The 17,968-nt window shown below is 59.3% G+C and carries 19 protein-coding genes; 9 read left to right on the top strand and 10 right to left on the bottom strand.

Annotated elements, in window-relative coordinates; translation table 11 throughout:
- Entirely contained in the window at positions 1–615 is a 615-nt protein-coding gene (locus tag DUT91_RS08775; protein WP_114439984.1) for a flavin reductase family protein, read from the top strand.
- Here DUT91_RS08775 and DUT91_RS08770 read toward each other — a convergent pair.
- Both DUT91_RS08770 and DUT91_RS08765 read right to left on the bottom strand, forming a co-directional pair.
- On the bottom strand, positions 604–1,473 hold the full coding sequence (locus DUT91_RS08770; protein WP_114440189.1) for an HpcH/HpaI aldolase/citrate lyase family protein: 870 nt from the start codon (positions 1,471–1,473) through the stop codon (positions 604–606). The two genes, DUT91_RS08775 and DUT91_RS08770, sit on opposite strands and share 12 nt — an antisense overlap.
- Positions 1,473–1,931, bottom strand: coding sequence for a MaoC family dehydratase (locus tag DUT91_RS08765; protein ID WP_114439983.1), 459 nt, complete (start codon positions 1,929–1,931; stop codon positions 1,473–1,475). The genes DUT91_RS08770 and DUT91_RS08765 overlap by 1 nt, the downstream gene beginning before the upstream one ends.
- 160 nt (positions 1,932–2,091) lie before the next feature.
- On the opposite strand from DUT91_RS08765, the gene DUT91_RS08760 reads away from it, so the two are divergent.
- Positions 2,092–3,231, top strand: coding sequence for a DUF2336 domain-containing protein (locus tag DUT91_RS08760; RefSeq protein ID WP_114439982.1), 1,140 nt, complete (start codon positions 2,092–2,094; stop codon positions 3,229–3,231).
- An 11-nt stretch (positions 3,232–3,242) separates the two neighbouring features.
- Here the strand turns inward: DUT91_RS08760 and DUT91_RS08755 are convergent, their stop codons facing one another.
- From DUT91_RS08755 to DUT91_RS08735, 5 genes are all read right to left on the bottom strand, one after another.
- The gene (locus DUT91_RS08755; RefSeq protein WP_114440188.1) at positions 3,243–3,941 is read right to left on the bottom strand and encodes a polysaccharide deacetylase family protein; all 699 of its coding nucleotides are present in this window, start codon (positions 3,939–3,941) and stop codon (positions 3,243–3,245) included.
- 11 nt (positions 3,942–3,952) lie between these two features.
- Positions 3,953–4,687, bottom strand: a complete 735-nt coding sequence (locus DUT91_RS08750) for a glycosyltransferase family 25 protein (protein ID WP_114439981.1) — start codon at positions 4,685–4,687, stop codon at positions 3,953–3,955.
- A gap of 27 nt (positions 4,688–4,714) precedes the next feature.
- Entirely contained in the window at positions 4,715–5,068 is a 354-nt protein-coding gene (locus DUT91_RS08745; protein ID WP_114439980.1) for a VanZ family protein, read from the bottom strand.
- 7 nt (positions 5,069–5,075) lie between these two features.
- Complete coding sequence (locus tag DUT91_RS08740) at positions 5,076–5,426, bottom strand: hypothetical protein (RefSeq protein WP_114439979.1); 351 nt, start codon at positions 5,424–5,426, stop codon at positions 5,076–5,078.
- A 72-nt stretch (positions 5,427–5,498) separates the two neighbouring features.
- Positions 5,499–6,032, bottom strand: coding sequence for a dual specificity protein phosphatase family protein (locus tag DUT91_RS08735; RefSeq protein WP_245419637.1), 534 nt, complete (start codon positions 6,030–6,032; stop codon positions 5,499–5,501).
- Positions 6,033–6,391: 359 nt separating this feature from the next.
- Between DUT91_RS08735 and mgtE the strand changes: the two genes are divergently transcribed.
- Together mgtE and DUT91_RS08725 are read left to right on the top strand one after the other, a co-directional pair.
- Positions 6,392–7,810, top strand: coding sequence for a magnesium transporter (gene mgtE, locus DUT91_RS08730; RefSeq protein WP_114439977.1), 1,419 nt, complete (start codon positions 6,392–6,394; stop codon positions 7,808–7,810).
- An 84-nt stretch (positions 7,811–7,894) separates the two neighbouring features.
- Positions 7,895–8,281, top strand: coding sequence for a MerR family transcriptional regulator (locus DUT91_RS08725; RefSeq protein WP_114439976.1), 387 nt, complete (start codon positions 7,895–7,897; stop codon positions 8,279–8,281).
- Between the two features lie 90 nt (positions 8,282–8,371).
- Here the strand turns inward: DUT91_RS08725 and DUT91_RS08720 are convergent, their stop codons facing one another.
- Positions 8,372–9,355 (bottom strand): heparan-alpha-glucosaminide N-acetyltransferase, encoded by a 984-nt coding sequence (locus DUT91_RS08720; protein ID WP_114439975.1) that lies wholly within the window; start codon positions 9,353–9,355, stop codon positions 8,372–8,374.
- Positions 9,356–9,481: 126 nt separating this feature from the next.
- Between DUT91_RS08720 and DUT91_RS08715 the strand changes: the two genes are divergently transcribed.
- The 3 genes from DUT91_RS08715 (at position 9,482) to DUT91_RS08705 (ending at position 12,768) form a co-directional block, all read left to right on the top strand.
- Entirely contained in the window at positions 9,482–10,321 is an 840-nt protein-coding gene (locus DUT91_RS08715; protein ID WP_114439974.1) for a YdcF family protein, read from the top strand.
- A gap of 538 nt (positions 10,322–10,859) precedes the next feature.
- On the top strand, positions 10,860–12,263 hold the full coding sequence (locus DUT91_RS08710) for an L-serine ammonia-lyase (RefSeq protein WP_114440187.1): 1,404 nt from the start codon (positions 10,860–10,862) through the stop codon (positions 12,261–12,263).
- Between the two features lie 67 nt (positions 12,264–12,330).
- Entirely contained in the window at positions 12,331–12,768 is a 438-nt protein-coding gene (locus DUT91_RS08705) for a DUF1489 family protein (protein ID WP_114439973.1), read from the top strand.
- Positions 12,769–12,820: 52 nt separating this feature from the next.
- Here the strand turns inward: DUT91_RS08705 and DUT91_RS08700 are convergent, their stop codons facing one another.
- Positions 12,821–13,093 (bottom strand): hypothetical protein, encoded by a 273-nt coding sequence (locus DUT91_RS08700; RefSeq protein ID WP_114439972.1) that lies wholly within the window; start codon positions 13,091–13,093, stop codon positions 12,821–12,823.
- A 74-nt stretch (positions 13,094–13,167) separates the two neighbouring features.
- Positions 13,168–14,544, bottom strand: coding sequence for a D-alanyl-D-alanine carboxypeptidase family protein (locus tag DUT91_RS08695; protein WP_425373763.1), 1,377 nt, complete (start codon positions 14,542–14,544; stop codon positions 13,168–13,170).
- Between the two features lie 482 nt (positions 14,545–15,026).
- On the opposite strand from DUT91_RS08695, the gene clpS reads away from it, so the two are divergent.
- The gene (gene clpS, locus DUT91_RS08690) at positions 15,027–15,383 is read left to right on the top strand and encodes an ATP-dependent Clp protease adapter ClpS (RefSeq protein WP_200834927.1); all 357 of its coding nucleotides are present in this window, start codon (positions 15,027–15,029) and stop codon (positions 15,381–15,383) included.
- A gap of 6 nt (positions 15,384–15,389) precedes the next feature.
- Positions 15,390–17,843, top strand: a complete 2,454-nt coding sequence (gene clpA, locus DUT91_RS08685; protein WP_114439970.1) for an ATP-dependent Clp protease ATP-binding subunit ClpA — start codon at positions 15,390–15,392, stop codon at positions 17,841–17,843.
- Positions 17,844–17,968: the final 125 nt, after the last annotated feature.

The following is a 17,968-nucleotide window of genomic DNA, read 5'->3' as shown; positions in this document are numbered from 1 at the left end:
TTGTTTTATGAACCCGCGAATGGACACGGCCTGCCGCACGACCCCTTCAAGGCCATCGTCGCGCCGCGGCCGATCGGCTGGATTTCGACGCGTTCGAAATCAGGAGCACTCAATCTCTCGCCCTATTCCTACTTCAACGTCATTTCGGCCCACCCGCATCTGGTGATCTTCTCATCGAGCGGCCACAAGGACAGCGTCGCTTTCATTGAGGAGACCGGGGAATTCGCCGCCAATCTGGTGAGCGGCCATCTGGCTGAAAAGATGAATGCAAGCTCCGTGAGCGCACCGCGAGGCGTCAGCGAATTTGATTATGCCGGGCTCACGCCCGTGCCTTGTACGCTGATTGGCGCGCCGCGCGTCGCCGAGGCCTATGCCACGCTTGAATGCGTCGTCACCGACATCCGTGTTCCGGCGGACCGGCATGGCAAGCCGTCGGGAAGTTATCTGGTGACCGGAGAGGTCGTCGGCATTCACATCGATGAAGCCATTCTGACTGAAGGCCTGATCGATATCAGGAAAGCGCAGCCCGTCTCGCGTCTCGGCTATATGGATTATGCGACGGTCAGCGACGTCTACCAGATGTGGCGGCCGCGCTGGGACGAATCAAAAGACTGAGCCGGCACGCGCCAGAAGCCGTTCGGCGCGCTTGAGGTGAGGGCGGTCGACCATCTCGCCATCCAGCGCCAGGACGCCGGTCTCCGGCGCCGCGGCAAAGGCGGCCACGATACGGCGGGCTTTGTCTATCGCTTCGGGCGAGGGCGTGAAAACTGCATTGATGACGGGGATTTGCGCGGGGTGGATAGCGAGCTTGGCGCTGAAGCCGTCACGCTCGGCGGCAGCACATTCCGTCATGAGCCCCGCATCGTCCTTCAGATTGACGTAGACCGTATCGATGGCGGCGATTTCTGCAGCCGCCGCGCCAAGAAGCGTCAGCGCGCGGGCCAGGCGGAAAGGATCGGTATAATCTCCGTTGTCGTCCCGCGCCGTTCGCGCGCCGATGGCCATTGAAAGATCCTCTGCGCCCCAGCTCAGTCCGGCAAGTCGCGGCGTGCAGCGGCGATAGCTCGCCATGGAAAGCGTGCCTACCGCCGTTTCGGTGGCGATGGCGATAATCTTCGTCACGCCTTCCGGCATGCCGGCCTCTGCCTCACGAACATTCAGCCGTGCCGAAAGCCTGGTAACATCCGTCCCGCCGTCGGATTTGGGCAGGATGATGCCTTGCGGCCGGGCGCGAACCGTCGCCGCCAGATCGTCATCGGCAAAAGCGCTGGCGAGATCGTTGATCCGCACATAGAGCCGGGGGCTGCCCGCAGGCGCATCTTGCAGGAAAGCGGCAACCATCTCGCGCGCTGCCTGCTTTCGCGAAAAGCTGACGGAATCCTCGAGATCGAGAATAAGCGCGTCGGCGCCGCTGGAAAGCGACTTTTCAAGCTTCTTTTCCGAATCGCCCGGGACAAACAGCAGTGAGCGCATCATGCGGCTTTCGTCTGCGACTTCATCATCGCCTGGCGCCTGCAGCGGGCGACGAGTACGTCATCCTGATTATAGGCGCGGTGTTCGAACTCGACGATCCCGCGGTCGGGTTTCGATCTGGAAGGTCTTACCGAAATGACCTCGGTCTCGACGTGAATCGTATCGCCGTGGAAAAGCGGAGCGGGGAAGGCAACCTCGCTCATGCCGAGATTGGCGATCGTTGTGCCGAAGGTCGTATCATGCACCGAGATGCCGATCATCAGTCCAAGAGTGAACAGCGAATTGACCAGCGGCTTGCCCCATTCCGATCTGGCGGCGAAATCGAAATCGATATGCAATGGCTGCGGATTGAGCGTCATTGTCGAGAACAGCACGTTGTCGCCCTCGGTGATCGTCTTGCGCAGTGCGTGACGAAACCGCTGGCCCGGTTCGAATTGCTCCAGATACAATCCCTGCATTTCCGCCCTTCCTCCTCCACGATGCAGCGAAGATTAAGGGCTGCCGCAGCGGCGGGCAAGCATCAACCTTCCGCCGAAGGGTTTAAGAAACATGGTGAACCATCCGTAAACCTTTTCTCCCTAGGTTCGATTCCGGGGAATATGGGTGCGGGCGGATAGAATGATCATCGAGCATTTTCTGAAATGGATCGGCGGTGCGCCTGTGGCGCAGCGGCAGGCGGCGGCAAGCGCTCTGGCGCGTGCCTATCTCCAATCGAACCTGTCGCTCGACGAGCGGTGTGCGGCGGAAGCGGCGTTGACGCTGCTACTCGACGATTCCTCGCCGAAAGTGCGGGCCGCCCTCGCTGAAGCGCTTTCCATCAGTCATCATGCGCCGCTGCAGATCGTAACGGCGCTTGCCAGCGAGCAGATAGAGATTTCAGGATTCATCCTAGCGCGCTCGCCGCTCCTGGACGATATCGACCTGATTGACCGCGTAGCCGTGGGCGAGGAGGCGGTGCAGCGGCTGATCGCCATGCGCCCTCAGGTATCGTTAGCCCTGTCGGCGGCGATTGCCGAGGTTGCCGCCCCGGCCGCCTGCGCCGATCTCTTGCGAAACAGCGCGGCGCAGATAGCTTCGGTGAGTTTTCGCCGGATGGCGGAACGGCTGGGCCATCATGCGCGAGTGCGCGCAGCACTGCTTGAACATAGCCGGTTGCCGGCTGACTGCCGCCATATGCTGGCCGTGAGAGTGGGCGAAGCGCTCGGCCGGATGGATATTGTTTTGGCGATGATGGGCAAGGCCCGGGTCGAGCGGGTGGCGCGCGATGCCTGCATGAAGGTTTCGCTCGATATTGCCGATGAGAGCGGCCCGCAGGAACATTCCGCGCTTGTCGAGCATTTGCGGCTGCGCGGCGATCTGACCACAGCCTACATCATCCGCAGCGTGGCTTACGGCAAGATCGATTTCTTCGGCGCGATTCTGGTGGCCTTGTCAGGCCAGCCGGAGCGCCGCGTGCGGGCCATACTGGCCGATGGCCGCAGCAGCGCCCTGGCGGCACTGTTGCGCAGTGCCGGCCTCGCCGACAGAACGCATCGTCCACTTATTGTCGCCCTTGATGCCTGGCGCAGAATAGCCAATCAAAAGCTCGCGGCCGGGCCACAGGAAATCTCCGGGATGATGCTTGCTGCCGCCGGCGAGGGCGGGGACAACGACCGGGTTGCAGCAAATGACGATCTCACGGCCTTGATGCGCGGCATCTATCTCGATGTGGTTCGCGAAAATGCGCGCAGCCATGCACTTGCGATCGCTGCGGCCTGAGCCGCAGACTTTTACATCAGGCACTTCTTGAGAAAGTGCAGCCAGCTATCGTTCCGTCGGATCGAGAGACGCGGCAAGCCAAAACCGTCATCGCGGGGCTGCGCCCTGCGGCGCTCGGTCGTCGTCGCGTGGTGGTAGCCCGCTTCCCGCACGATGGTCCGCAGTCGGGCATTCTCGTCGCCATAGGGATAAGCAAATGATGTGACCGGTGCGCCTGTGATATCCTGCAATATGTCGCGCGCCTGGACGATCTGCCGTCGGGCCTCCTCTGCCGGGACATCCGGCAAGCGGACATGGTCCAGCGTATGGGATCCGACTTCATGGCCGAGTGCCGCCCATTCGCGTATCTGCGACGCTGACATGCAAGAAGCGGGCGCAACGCCCAGAGGAATATCCCAGGCGTTCTGCCCGCCGATCTGATTGGCGACGAAGAAATTCGTGGCGGTGAAGCCATATTCCTGCAGCACGGGCAGCGCATTCTCGTAGACATTGCTGAATCCGTCGTCGAAGGTGATGACGGCAACTTTGCCCGATTTGCGACCCTCGATATAGGGAATGGCGTCGTGCAGCGACAATCCTTGGTAACCAAGCCGCCTCAGCCATGCCATCTGACGGCGGAAAGCATCGGGATGTACGATCATGCTTCGAAACGGCATCCGTTTTGCGGGCGGGACATCGATCTGATGATAAAGCAGGATCGGGACTGGCATGGTTGATTTCATCAGTGCTGTTTGTGAGAGGTGTGTTTTACTTTCATGCGGTAGAGCGGACGCAGGATTTCGTGGACGAACCTGTCGAGCATCGATCGATGCTGCTTGATCGTGCTGCCGCCGAGATGCGCGGAAACTTCCCTCACGCCGCCCGGATGGACCGACAGTGGGACCACGCCCGTCACCCAGTTCATCTGCAAGGTCGTGTCCACAGGCCGATCGAGTTGTTCGGTGGCGGACAGCAATCGCTTTGCCGCCTCCCGGCCGACGAGCTGAGCCACCATGCCGAGCCCGACCGGCGCCGGCTTGATGATGCAGGCATTCCCCGCCTTGAAGAGTTCCGGTCCATGCTCCCGCTCGGGCCGAAAGGGCAGGCGGATGAAATGATCCGGTTGAAGATAGGCGAGGGCGGTAGCCAGGGCAGCGGGGAAATCCTCGTTCAACGCCACATCGTCCTCGAGGACGAGGCCCGCGGCGAGGTCCCGATCGACAATGGCTTGCCATGCCTGGCGATGCGACAGGAAGCAGGCAATTTCGTTGGCACTCAGCGCAAAGGGATAGTGGGGCTTGTGCAGATGGCGGCGATAGACGCGTTGCATCTCCGTCGGGTCGAGCATGCGCCCATCGACTGCGTCGATAATCTCGGTTGCGACGGGTAGTTGGCTGGTCAGTTCTCGCACCTGACCAAGGCGATCCGTGGCACGATCGAGATGAATGATGAAGGCTTTTATCGCTGTTGAGTGCATGTTGGTATCAGGAGTAAATTTTTGGTGCTACTTCCTGGGCTTGTCTGCCAGGTACAGGAAACGGCTCATTGCATAACCGCAGATAACACCCGCGAGCCCGCCTGCCGCCTTGAACAGGAAATCGGAGACTTCGCCATGTCGCCCAGGAGCGATACGCTGCAAGAGCTCGAACAAGGCCGCCGACCCGACGACGAGCATCAGGACCGATAGCCAACGCTTGGGATAGGCCAGCGCAAACAAGGCGCCGACAATGAAGAAAGCCAGAAAACGCTCGATGACAACGGGCTCGCCCGTGACCGGACGGAGCGTGATCGGGCCGACGGTGATGATCAGAATGCCGACCAGGACAAACCAGGCGACGCAACGCAAATAGAAATTCATCTAACCATTATTCTTCTGTTGTGTCGCCGCTAGGGTCGCCGCAGGGAATATACATCGCGTCGGTCAACACCTTCTTTACCGGATTGCCGGAGGCGGGATTCTGATGTGCGATGGAATCGACGCCCATGCACCATTGTACCATTCGTGCTGAAAGACCGAATTCATTGCCAAGATAGTCGGAGGCATATGTCATGCCTTCTTCGCAGTGGTCTGTCTTGCAGAAGCCGCCTTCCTTGGCAAGGTCGTAAAGGGCCTTGTGACCTTTCGCCATCGTCCATTGCTGCAGCGCCAGTCCGGCAGCCAGAAGAACGGCGGCGAAAACAACTCCTGTGATGGTGAACTTCCTGGTGCGGCTCATTGAAAGGGTGATCTCAAGCGGCTGGGAGCAAGGCTGCGGGATACGGCATCATGCCGTTGCGCCTTACATAGCTCAAGAATTGGAAAAGCCCAAAGAAGGCTCCAGAGATTCAAACGTCCTGTTCATTGCATAGGTTGAGATGAATGGCAGGGAAAAATGACCGTAGCGGATCGAAATCTGGCGTTCAGCCGCGGCTTCTCCGGTTTTCCGGACGGCAGCGAGATATAGAGCGGAGACCAGGCCGCTTCTGTCGGCACCGGCCTTGCAGTGGATGAGGAGCGGCTTTTCCGCCTTGTCGAGTACGGCAATGATCTGTTCCGCCCTGGCCTTTGACAATTGTTTTCCGGCAGACATGTTGAAGTCGATATGGGTGATGCCAAGCTTGGCTGCTTCTGCGGTTTCGGCCTTGTACCAGGGAGCATTGGGGCTGGCGCCGCGAAGATTGATAATGGTCTTGATACCATATTGTTTTGCATAAGCATCGATCTCCGCGGATGTCGGCTGTGCCGAACGATAGGCTTCACCAGCCACAATCGTGTGAAAATTGCCGCTCAGTTGCAAGTCGGCCAGATAAAGACCGAGCGCGCAAGTCAATCCGATTGCCATCACGCATATCATTTTCCACATGTTCGCCAAACGCAGGCCGACAATGCCACGCATCGCTTTATCCCTGTAATCGATCGCCATCTGCGTGCCGCCGGCCAGCAGGTGCCGGCAGGTGGCCGGCGGGTGGTATGTGTTTCCGTATCATGGCGTTTTCACGTCCTAACCCGCCGGAAGGCGTCATTATTCGGCGAAGGTTCTGCTCTACAGAGACACATCGCTCATAGGCTATCGGGCGGGGGATGCACTGCCGCAGCAGTTTTTAAATCGTCGCAAAATTTATCCGCAAATCGATTTCGGTTTGGGGAATTATGCAGTAGTCCTCGGCTGCAGATGCGACGCATGAACCGATCGGGAACCTGATGGCTGAATCCGAAACGCAGACCAGGCATGAAGTGACGGACAGCCATGGATCCGATATCTATGGCGAGGACGGCGCAATCCGTTCCTCTTTCCTCGCCACCGTCGGAGCGGCTATCGCCGACCGTGACGTGCTGTTCCTGCGTTCCCATGTCGGCGGACTCCACCCGTCCGAACTCGGCCATATTCTCGAAGTCTTGCAGCCGGAACAACGGCAGGCCCTTGTCCAGCTTCTCGGCGAGGATTTCAATTTCGCCGCCCTTACTGAGGTGGACGAGGCGATCCGTCTTCAGATTGTCGATGCGCTGCCGAACGACCAGATCGCCGAGGGCGTCCAGGAACTCGATTCCGACGATGCGGTCTACATTCTCGAGGATCTCGACCAGGAAGACCAGGAAGAGATCCTCGCCAAACTTCCCTTCACCGAGCGCATAAGGCTTCGCCGCTCGCTCGAATACCCCGAGGAAAGCGCCGGACGGCGCATGCAGACGGAATTCGTCGCCGTGCCGCCGTTCTGGACCATCGGGCAGACAATCGACTACATGCGCGAGGATCATGACCTGCCGGATCATTTTTCGCAGGTATTCGTCATCGATCCGACTTTCCGGCTGCTGGGAGCCATCGCCCTTGACCGGGTTTTGCGCACGGGGCGCAATGTCAAGGTCGAGGATATCATGCACGAGACGCGTCATGCCATCCCGGCGACGATGGACCAGGAAGAAGCCGCGCAGATTTTCGAGCAGTACGATCTTCTGTCAGCCGCCGTCGTCGACGAGAACGAGCGGCTGGTCGGAGTCCTTACCATCGACGACGTGGTCGACGTCATCCAGGCCGAGGCCGAGGAAGATCTGATGCGCATGGGCGGCGTCGGCGATGAGGAGTTGTCGGACTCGGTCATCGCCACGTCGCGCTCCCGCGTGCCCTGGCTGCTCGTCAATCTTTTCACAGCCTTCCTGTCGGCTTCGGTCATCGGCCTGTTCGAGGCGACTATCCAGGAGATGGTGGCACTCGCCGTCCTGATGCCCATCGTCGCCTCAATGGGTGGCAATGCAGCCACGCAGACGATGACCGTGACCGTACGCGCCATCGCGACGCGCGATATCGATATCTACAATGCCAGTCGCGTCATAAGGCGCGAGGCCATCATCGGACTGCTGAACGGCCTGATCTTCGCTGTCCTGATCGGCTTGGTCGCCGGTGGATGGTTTCACAATCCGCAACTGGGCGGCATCATTGCCGCCGCCATGGTGATCAACATGCTTGCCGCAGCGCTCGCAGGCATTCTCATTCCGCTGTTGCTGCACCGTTTTGGCGCCGATCCAGCCATTGCATCCTCCGTATTCGTTACAACGGTGACGGATGTCACCGGTTTCCTCGCCTTCCTCGGCCTCGCCACATGGTGGTTCGGCGTCCATCCCTAGAAATCCCTGAAGCCACGTATGATTGACTTTTACGTAAAGCGCGGACACAACAAGGGTGTTACAGAATTTTAGTCGGGGAATGAAATGCGCGAGTACTATACGATCACCGAACTCACCCGCGAGTTCGGGATTTCGACGAGGACACTGCGCTTCTACGAAGACGAGGGCCTGATCCACCCCCTGCGGCGGGGACGCACGCGTCTCTTCCGCCCCTCCGATCGTCATCTGCTCAAACAGATCCTGCGCGGCAAGCGCCTCGGCTTTTCGATCGCTGAAATCCACGAGATCATTCAAATGTATCGCGAGCCGCCCGGCGAGTCCGGCCAGTTGCGGCTTTTGATGAAGCGCGTCGAGGAAAAGCGCGGCGACCTGCGCCAGAAGCGCCGCGACATCGAGGAGACGCTTGGCGAACTCGACCAGATCGAGGAAGCCTGCATCGAGCGGCTGGCGGAACTGGGCGTCAATACGTGATTTATCGCTGGAGCGTCGCGCGTCCCAATTGGACGCGCAAAGGACGTTCTGAGGCATTGAAATGCTGGCGCACGGAATTATTCAGTAGCCCTAATTCCTTGGCACTTCGCTTTCCCGGGTACAGATTCCGGCTATTTCCTTGACGGCAGGATCGGTCTGCGTGTCGGTTCGGCCGGCGAACACGTTGTCGAACATATCCGCCTTTTCCAATTCACCCATCACGCATGAGCAGAAGCGCTGGCAAAACTGCGTGTCGTTTGCGGCGTCGCAGCTCTGCTCGCACGACTTGGCGAATATCGCCTGCGGCGATGCGGCTGCCGGTGGGAAAAGCTGCGCAATGAGGAAGACACAGCCGATCAGCACGGGTTGATGAACCAGATAGAAGGCGAGGCTGTGCGTTCCGATAAAGCGCAGCGGGCGATCGATGAGCGGCAGGCCAGTAGCATTTTGCAGCAATGGCATCAGGCGGAAGCGCTGGAACAGGCGCGCCAGCGCCATGCCGGCCAGCACCGCGCCGAACCAAGGAAACAGCGGCACGTAGTCATTGGAGCGGTGGATGATGGTCGAAAGCCCAACCCACCACAGGGCCGGATGATTGAAGAAAGCCGATCCGAAGTAAAATGGCGTGGCAATCACCGTAGCGGCGAGCAGCAGGAGTAGCGGGATCGGAGCCCGCAGGAATATGAGGCCGAGGACGCTCGCCAGCGCGATCTGATGCAAAATTCCGAAAAAGACAAAACTGTCGGGAGTGGCGTATCTTGTCACGAGCGTGATGGCGAGTGCGGCCGCCGTGATCTGCGCCAGCCTGATGCCGAATGACTTCCAGCGAATGCCCTTTTGATGCGCCAGAACCAGACTGAAGCCGACGAGGATCAGGAAGCTGGATGCAATCGTGCGGGCAAAGAACTTCCAGCCGCCATGGCCCGTCGTGCCGGGGTCGAGATAGCCGAAGAATTCGAAATCCCAGCCGGTGTGATAGATCGCCATGGCGACCAGCGCGATGCCCCTGATGATATCGAGGCGGACGAGGCGCGGCCTGCTTTCGGGCGCTGTAACGGTTTCTTCAAGCTGCATGGGGATCCCGCATTGCCGATCTAGGATCGAGGTGATGAGATTGATTCATTCGCTCGATGTTCTGCTTTATACAAGTCCGGATCATAAAGGGAGCACGGCTTTGAACGGCCGGCTGGAGGGTGTCGCTTGTTTTTCGCCATGTCAAAGATTCTCTGGCTGCTCATCCAGCCGATAACGCTGCTTCTCGCCGGAATTCTGGCGTCCTGGCTGGCGATCGCCTTCGCCCGACGGCGACTTGCACTGATTTTCTCCACGATCACTGCGATTTCGTTGCTGCTCTTCAGCTTTACAACGTTGGGAAATATGCTGCTGCTGCCGCTCGAAGAGCGTTTTCCGGTAAATCCTGCTTTACCAGACCATATCGAGGGGATCGTGGTGCTGGGCGGGTTCATGGAAGGCGAGGTGAATGCTTCGCGTGGCGGTCACGAGATCAACGGCGCGGGCGACAGGATCATCGAGACGATGCGCCTGGCGAGGCTTTATCCCGATGCGCGAATCGTCGTGTCGGGCGGCGAGGGCACCTTTTTCAACAATTCCATTCCCGATGCGGTCAGCACGCGCGCGCTTTTCAGCGATTTTGGAATGACAGGGGAGCGGCTGTCATTCGAGGCGAAATCACGCAATACCTTTGAGAATGCCGTTTATTCCCGCGACCTCGCCAAGCCGCGGGCGGGTGAAACCTGGCTGTTGATCACATCGGCTTTCCACATGCCGCGCGCCATGGGATGCTTCCGGCAGGCAGGTTTTCAAGTGATCGCCTGGCCGGTCGATTATCTGACGCGCAGCGACAGTGGGTTTTCCATCGATTTGCAGGACCCACTGGGTGGCTTGGCGCACGTGACCATTGCCGTGCGGGAGTGGATCGGCTTGCTGTCCTATTGGTTTACCGGAAAGATCGACAACGCATTTCCAGCCCCTGAACAGGTAAATACGCCTATTTCAGCCTCAGGAATGAAAGAAGTGTAAAAGAGTAAACCGCCGGATATCTCATTGAAAAACAACCTCTTCCCGATTGTGAGTAATCTGCCGTTTTTCGGCTGGCCACACTTATGCCCCATTTTGCAGTTGCGAACAGGCCGCGCTCGCTCTATACAGCGGCCCATTCAAGGCGGCGACGCGTTCGTCGAACTGCCTTCTGCCGAAGAACAGGGTAACTGATATCACAATGAACGAAACCATTGAAAAGTCGTGCTGGGGAGTTACTCTCCGGGCAGTTCTTGGTCTGGCCTGCATCATTCTGATAACCTATCTCATAGCTGGAGCCTGAGGGCCGGCGGTATCCGGGCAAGCGCCTCCGGCGACAGGCCCCGAAATATAAATCAGGCAAAAAAGCGCGGCGTCTTCCGCGCTTTTTTGATTCAGGGCTCCCGGCTGGCGCGAAACCGTTGAACAGTGTCGTAGAGGGATAAGCGCAGGTCGGCGTCAGGCGGCGTATTCTTGTAGATGTGGTACATCATTCTTCTGAATGGCGCAGCAGGGCGTTGCCCCGGAAAATTGGAACGGCATGTTTCTGTCTGTCTTCGATCTCTACAAGATTGGAATAGGGCCATCGAGCTCCCATACGATGGGACCGATGACCGCGGCGAACCTGTTTCTGACCGAGTTGAAGGACGGACAATGGCCGCGGCCGTCCGGCGTTAGGGTATTCCGGTTGAAGGCGCGGCTGCATGGCTCGCTGGCCTTCACCGGCATCGGCCATGCGACGGATAGCGCCGTCATCCTGGGATTGTGTGGCTATCTGCCTGATCGGATCGATCCCGACCGCATGGCGCCGCTGATCGAAACGGTACGCGCCGAAAAGCGCATCCACCCCGAAGGCCATCCAGCCTATCATTTCGATCCCGATACGGATCTGGTCATGGATCGCAGGGCGGCACTTCCCGGTCATGCGAACGGTCTTGCCTTTGAAGCCTATGATGTCGACGAGCGGCTTTTGCTGCGTCGCGTCTATTATTCCATCGGCGGCGGCTTCGTCGTTACCGAGGAGGAGTTAAACAGCGTAAAGAGTGGCGGCGCGGCGCCTGCGACCGGCGCCGACGTGCCTTATCCGTTCGCTACGGCCGCCGAGATGCTGGCTATGGCTGGGGCGAGCGGCCTTTCCATTTCGGAAATGAAGCGCGCCAACGAGGAGACGCGGATGAGCCGCGCCGCGCTGGACGAGGGCCTCGACCGGATATGGGACGCGATGCGGTCGTGCATCGAGCGCGGACTGACGCAGGAGGGCATCATGCCCGGCGGACTGAAGGTGCGCCGACGGGCCCGTCATCTGCATGATCGCCTGCAGGAAGAGTGGCGGCAAAACCGCCGCAATCCGCTTCTGGCCAATGACTGGCTGTCCGTCTATGCGATGGCGGTCAATGAGGAGAATGCTTCAGGCGGGCGCGTCGTCACTGCGCCGACAAACGGCGCGGCCGGTGTCGTGCCGGCGGTCATGCGCTATTACCTGCATTTCCACGAGGATGCCGACCAGAATGGCATCCGCGATTTTCTCCTGACATCGGCGGCCATCGGCGGAATCATCAAGTACAACGCCTCGATCTCAGGGGCGGAGGTCGGCTGCCAGGGCGAAGTCGGCTCGGCGGCCTCCATGGCGGCGGCAGGTCTGGCCGCAGTGCTCGGCGGCACGCCGGAGCAGATCGAAAATGCGGCCGAAATCGCGCTTGAACATCATCTCGGCATGACCTGCGATCCCGTAGGCGGGCTGGTGCAGGTGCCCTGCATCGAACGCAATGCGCTCGGCGCGGTCAAGGCGGTAACAGCGGCTTCGCTGGCGGTGAAGGGGGACGGCACGCATTTCGTATCGCTCGACGCCTGCGTAGAGACGATGCGCCAGACCGGGCGCGACATGAACGAGCGTTACAAGGAAACCAGCCAGGGCGGGCTGGCCGTCAATGTGGTGGAGTGCTGAGCGGGCTTGTGGAGAAAAACCGCAAACCGATTGAAGCCCAGCGCCCATAGGTCTACATCCTCCCATCATGGCACTTCATATCGTAAAGCTCTGCGTGGGATGCGACAGCATCGAGGATCTCGCCGCCTGGATCGATTTCCGGCTGGAGGAGAAGCGTGCGGCGGGAGAACTGCCAGAACAGTTCCATACTACAAGGATGGCGCCGAAGCGCGTTGACGAGCTACTCGGCGGCGGCTCGCTCTATTGGGTCATCAAGGGCAATATCCAGTGCCGGCAGCGGCTTCTCGATATCAGGCCGTTTACGGATTCCGAAGGCATCCACCGCTGCCATCTGGTGCTGGAGCCGAAGTTGATCCCCACCGAATGGCAGCCGCGGCGGGCTTTTCAGGGATGGCGCTATTTGAAAACGGAAGAGGCGCCGGCTGATGAGGCGAATGGCGGCAGCGGCAGGGCCGCGCTACCGGCCGAACTGCGCCAGGAACTGGCAGCGCTGGGATTGTTGTGAGAGGGCGAATAGCAACTCTTTTCCCGTCCGCTAATCACTCAATCCGGTCACTTCAATGAAAGCTCATCCGGATCGCCGTTTTGCCTAACGGATCGGCCGTGTGGAGATGAACCGGGGCAAAAGGCAGCGATGCACGCCGGCTCCTTGCTGCATGGCAAATCAGAAGCGCTACGAGATCGCGCGTATTGAGCGAAGATCCTGCGCGATGGAGATCTGCCAGACGCACGGCCGCCTGACGCAGTGCCTGTATATTGAGAAAAGAAGACGGCTTTTCCGTCTTGCCGTGAACAGTCTGGATTTCGAGAATCGTCTGTTTGCTCGACATAGTGAAAACCCTTCTACGAACAACTCTTCGGGGTTTCGGTAAATCGACCGGACGGCATGCCGCCCGGTCGGGGTTTATTGCGCGACCGCATAGCAGCCGAAATTTTTCTTTTTCAGGACTGCGCAGGCGTTCCATGCGGCAGTCTTGGTTTCGAAGCCGACAAAGCGGGCGCGGTAGAACATCGTCGAATTCTTCTGGAATGTCTCGGTGCGGGCAGTCGCGGCTTCGAGAACGGATCCGGCTTCGGCGGCTGCCTTGGCAAGCATTGCCTGCGCCTGGTCAGAGCTCGGCAGCGAACCGATCTGAACGGCCCATCCACCCCTATCGCCGCCAGTTCTTGCGGAAGAAGTGGTGACGGGATCGACCCCGTGGGGCACGGCCCTGGGGATGGGAGCAATGGATGCGGCGGCGACAGCTGCGGCAGGACGGGGAGCCGGTGCGGCAAGCGCCGTCACCATCTCGTCGGTATCTCCCTGGCCGAAACCTTCTTCCATATCTGCGCGGGCGATCGGGACAGGCGCCTCGTGGGCAACGGGCAGATCCACCGGTGTGATCGCAAGCGGCGTCGTTTCCCGTGCGGCGATGAGAGCATCGCCGCCGCGACGTGAAGCACGAGGCAGATATTTCGAGATCAGCGAAGCCATATGCGCATCGCGGGCAGCGCCTGATTTACCGCCCATGACCACGGCAACGAGCTTGCGCCCGTCGAGCTTGACGGAGGAGACCAGGTTGTAGCCGGAATCACGCGTATACCCGGTCTTGATGCCATCCACGCCCTGGATGCGGCCCAACAGGCGGTTATGCCCCCTGATCGTGCGACCTTTGTAATCGAAGCTCTGGGTCGAGAAATAGGCGAATTCGCGCGGGAAATGCTCGCGAAGCGCAATGCCGAGAATAGCCATGTCGCGCGCGGTGGAGCGCTGCGAGCTATTGGGCAGACCGTCGGCATTGCGGAAGGTGGTGTTCCGCATGCCAAGCCGGCGGGCTTTGGCGGTCATCATCTGCGCGAAGCGCTGCTCCGAACCGCCGAGATATTCGCCGATCGCCGTTGCGGCATCGTTGGCCGAACGGGTGATGAGGGCGAGAATGGCCACTTCCGCAGGAATTGTCTGGCCGGCCTTGACGCCGATCTTTGTCGGGGGACGCGATGCGGCGTATCTGGAAACCGGTATCGGGGTATTCTTGTTTACCCGCCCGGCATGCATTGCCTCGAACAGCATGTAAAGCGTCATCATCTTGGTCAGCGAAGCGGGATAACGCCCGGCATCGGCATTGGCCGAGAAAAGCGTCTCGCCTGTGTTCGCATCAACGACGATGGCCGCATATTTGCCTGAGTCGGCATAAGCAGGAGGGATGCTCGTCGTGGAGCAGCCGGTGATGATTGTCAGCGCCAGAATGGCTTGTGCCGCTCTCGTGAACATGGAAGCGGCTTGACGGAACGCTATACGCACGATGACTACCTGCCTGAAATGCAAAACTCATTGAACTGCGATGCATCCGACATGCCGCAGCTGATTTTCATCACCGTAGCGGCGTCAGCGTTACCAATCCGTTTATGGTAACCGCCTCATTCATCATTTCTCGCAAATTTCAGGAAAACTTTATTAAGAATTTATCCAGTCCAGCGCTGTTGTGCCCCAGTTGCGCCGCAACTTGCTCCAAGACTCGGATGGCGATGTGGACATGTTCATCTTGTGGGAGGGTTTCACGCCTCCAGCGTGCCGAGGCACTGGAAAATGGTTAATCATGATCCCATATGCAGCATTCCCTCTTTTTCCCGCAGCAGTTTTTCTTTTGATTCCGTGTTATCATTTAATTCTCGGGAGAGGATTGGAACTGATGTTGCAACTACGAAATGAGGGCTTAAAATCAGTGCGACGCACCCTACATTATGTAGCAGCGCTTAGCACAGGGCCGGTGGGTGTTTGATAGAATGATCCGTTTCGATTTGGTCATGCAAGACGACGAGAATGGGAGCAACGGCAATGGCGTTGGCCGGGGTACCGCCGTCATCACGCGTACGAAGCCGAAAACGAAAAAGCCGAGCCTGTACCGGGTTTTGCTGATCAACGACGATTATACCCCCATGGAATTCGTGATCCATGTTCTGGAGCGCTTCTTCCAGAAAAACAGGGAAGACGCCACCCGTATCATGCTTCATGTTCACAATCACGGTGTCGGGGAATGCGGGGTCTTTACCTATGAGGTCGCAGAGACCAAGGTAACGCAAGTTATGGATTTCGCCCGCCAACACCAGCATCCGCTGCAATGCGTGATGGAGAAAAAGTGAGGTCTCATGCCATCATTCTCCCCAAGCCTTGAAAGGGCGCTCCATCAAGCCCTGACAATTGCCAATGAGCGGCATCACGAATATGCCACGCTCGAACATCTTCTCCTTGCCCTGATCGATGATCAGGACGCGGGCGCAGTGATGCGTGCCTGCAATGTCGATATGGAACATCTGCGGCGGACAGTCACCGATTATGTCGACCGCGAGCTCGATAATCTCGTGACCGGATATGATGAGGACTCCAAGCCGACGGCGGCGTTCCAGCGCGTTATCCAGCGTGCGGTCATCCACGTCCAGTCCTCCAATCGTGAGGAAGTGACGGGCGCCAATGTGCTCGTCGCCATCTTCGCCGAGCGGGAAAGCCATGCTGCCTATTTCCTCCAGGAACAGCAGATGACCCGCTATGACGCGGTCAACTATATCTCGCATGGTATTTCCAAGCGCCCCGGCGCTGCGGAGACGCGCATCCCACGCGGTGCGGAGGCCAACAGCGAGGATCCCCAGGCTCCCGAGCAGGAAGAAGGCGCGAAGAAAAAGCAGGACGCCTTGACCGCCTATTGCGTCAATCTCAATGAAAAGGCCAAGGCCGGTCGCATCGATCCACTGATCGGGCGCGATACCGAGATCAGCCGGACCATTCAGGTGCTCTGCCGGCGCTCGAAGAACAATCCGCTCTATGTGGGCGATCCCGGCGTCGGCAAGACTGCGATCGCCGAAGGTCTCGCCAAACGTATTGTCGAAGGCGACGTGCCTAACGTTCTCCTGAACGCGACGATCTTTGCCCTCGACATGGGCACGCTGCTTGCCGGCACGCGCTATCGTGGCGATTTCGAGGAGCGACTGAAGCAGATCGTCAAGGAACTCGAGGAATATCCGGGCGCCGTCCTCTTCATCGACGAGATCCACACCGTCATCGGTGCCGGAGCCACGTCGGGCGGGGCAATGGACGCATCCAACCTGCTCAAGCCGGCTTTGTCGTCAGGCGCGATCCGTTGTATCGGCTCGACGACCTACAAGGAGTTCCGCCAGTTCTTCGAGAAGGATCGGGCGCTTGTCCGCCGCTTCCAGAAGATCGATGTCAATGAGCCGTCGATCCCCGATGCGATCGAGATCATGAAGGGGCTGAAGCCGTATTTCGAGGATTTCCACAAGGTGAAGTACACCGTGGAGGCGATCAAGTCGGCGGTGGAGCTTTCGGCGCGTTACATCAATGACCGCAAGCTGCCCGACAAGGCCATCGACGTCATCGACGAGACGGGTGCGAGCCAGATGCTCCTGCCCGAGACCAAGCGCAAGAAGACCATCGGCGTCAAGGAGATCGAGGCGACGATCGCCACCATGGCGCGCATTCCGCCCAAATCCGTCTCCAAGGATGACGAGACGGTTCTTGCCAATCTCGATGCCGAGCTGAAGCGCGTCGTCTACGGCCAGGATCTGGCCATCGAGGCGCTTTCAGCCGCGATCAAGCTGGCGCGTGCCGGTCTTCGCGAACCGGACAAGCCGATCGGCAGCTATCTGTTCTCCGGCCCGACCGGCGTCGGCAAGACGGAAGTGGCCAAGCAGCTTGCAAGTTCGCTCGGCGTCGAGCTTCTGCGCTTCGACATGTCGGAATATATGGAGCGCCACACCGTTTCGCGGCTGATCGGCGCGCCTCCCGGTTATGTCGGATTCGACCAGGGCGGCCTATTGACGGACGGCGTTGACCAGCATCCGCATTGCGTGCTGCTGCTCGACGAGATCGAAAAGGCGCATCCGGATCTGTTCAACATCCTGTTGCAGGTCATGGATCACGGAAAGCTGACCGACCATAACGGCAAGCAGATCGACTTCCGCAACGTCATCCTGATCATGACCACCAATGCGGGCGCGGCGGATCTGGCCAAGGCGGCCATCGGCTTTGGTTCCTCGCGGCGCGAAGGCGATGATATGGAAGCGATCAACCGGCTGTTCACGCCGGAGTTCCGCAACCGTCTCGATGCGATCATTCCGTTCGGCGCACTTCCGGTTCCGGTCATCCATCAGGTCGTGCAGAAATTCGTCCTCCAGCTCGAAGCACAGCTCGCCGATCGCGGCGTCACCTTCGAGTTGACCGACGATGCGATCGGCTGGCTGGCCGACAAGGGCTATGACGAACGCATGGGTGCGCGTCCTCTCTCCCGCGTCATCCAGGAACACATCAAGAAGCCGCTCGCCGATGAGGTTCTGTTCGGCAAGCTGCGCAAGGGCGGAACGGTCCGTGTGACGGTCGGCGAAAAAGCTGATGGTGGCGGCAGCATGCTTCTTCTGGAATCTGTTGCCGACGAAGTACCGGTAAAGCCAAAGAAGGATATACCGGCGGAGAAGAAGGCTGCTGCGAAAAAGCGGGTGCCCGCCAAGAAGGCCGAGCCGGAAAAAATTGCTGCCGGGAAGTCCGGTGGCCGGCCCAAGGCATCGGTGCCCAAGGTCCCTCGCAAGAGCTGAACCCGCATCGGTTTCACGAAGGGTTGATATCAAAAGCCGCCTCCATCGAGGCGGCTTTTTCTTGCCGATGGCGATGCGCTGGTCTACTGCGGATCCATGCGCGACGATCGATCCCTCAACTCCTC

The organism is Paramesorhizobium salinisoli, assembly GCF_003335045.1.
In the GTDB taxonomy this organism is placed as follows: Bacteria; Pseudomonadota; Alphaproteobacteria; order Rhizobiales; family Rhizobiaceae; genus Paramesorhizobium; species Paramesorhizobium salinisoli.
The sequence above is the reverse complement of the archived record's forward strand: the minus strand, read 5'-3'. Positions and strand labels throughout refer to the sequence as shown.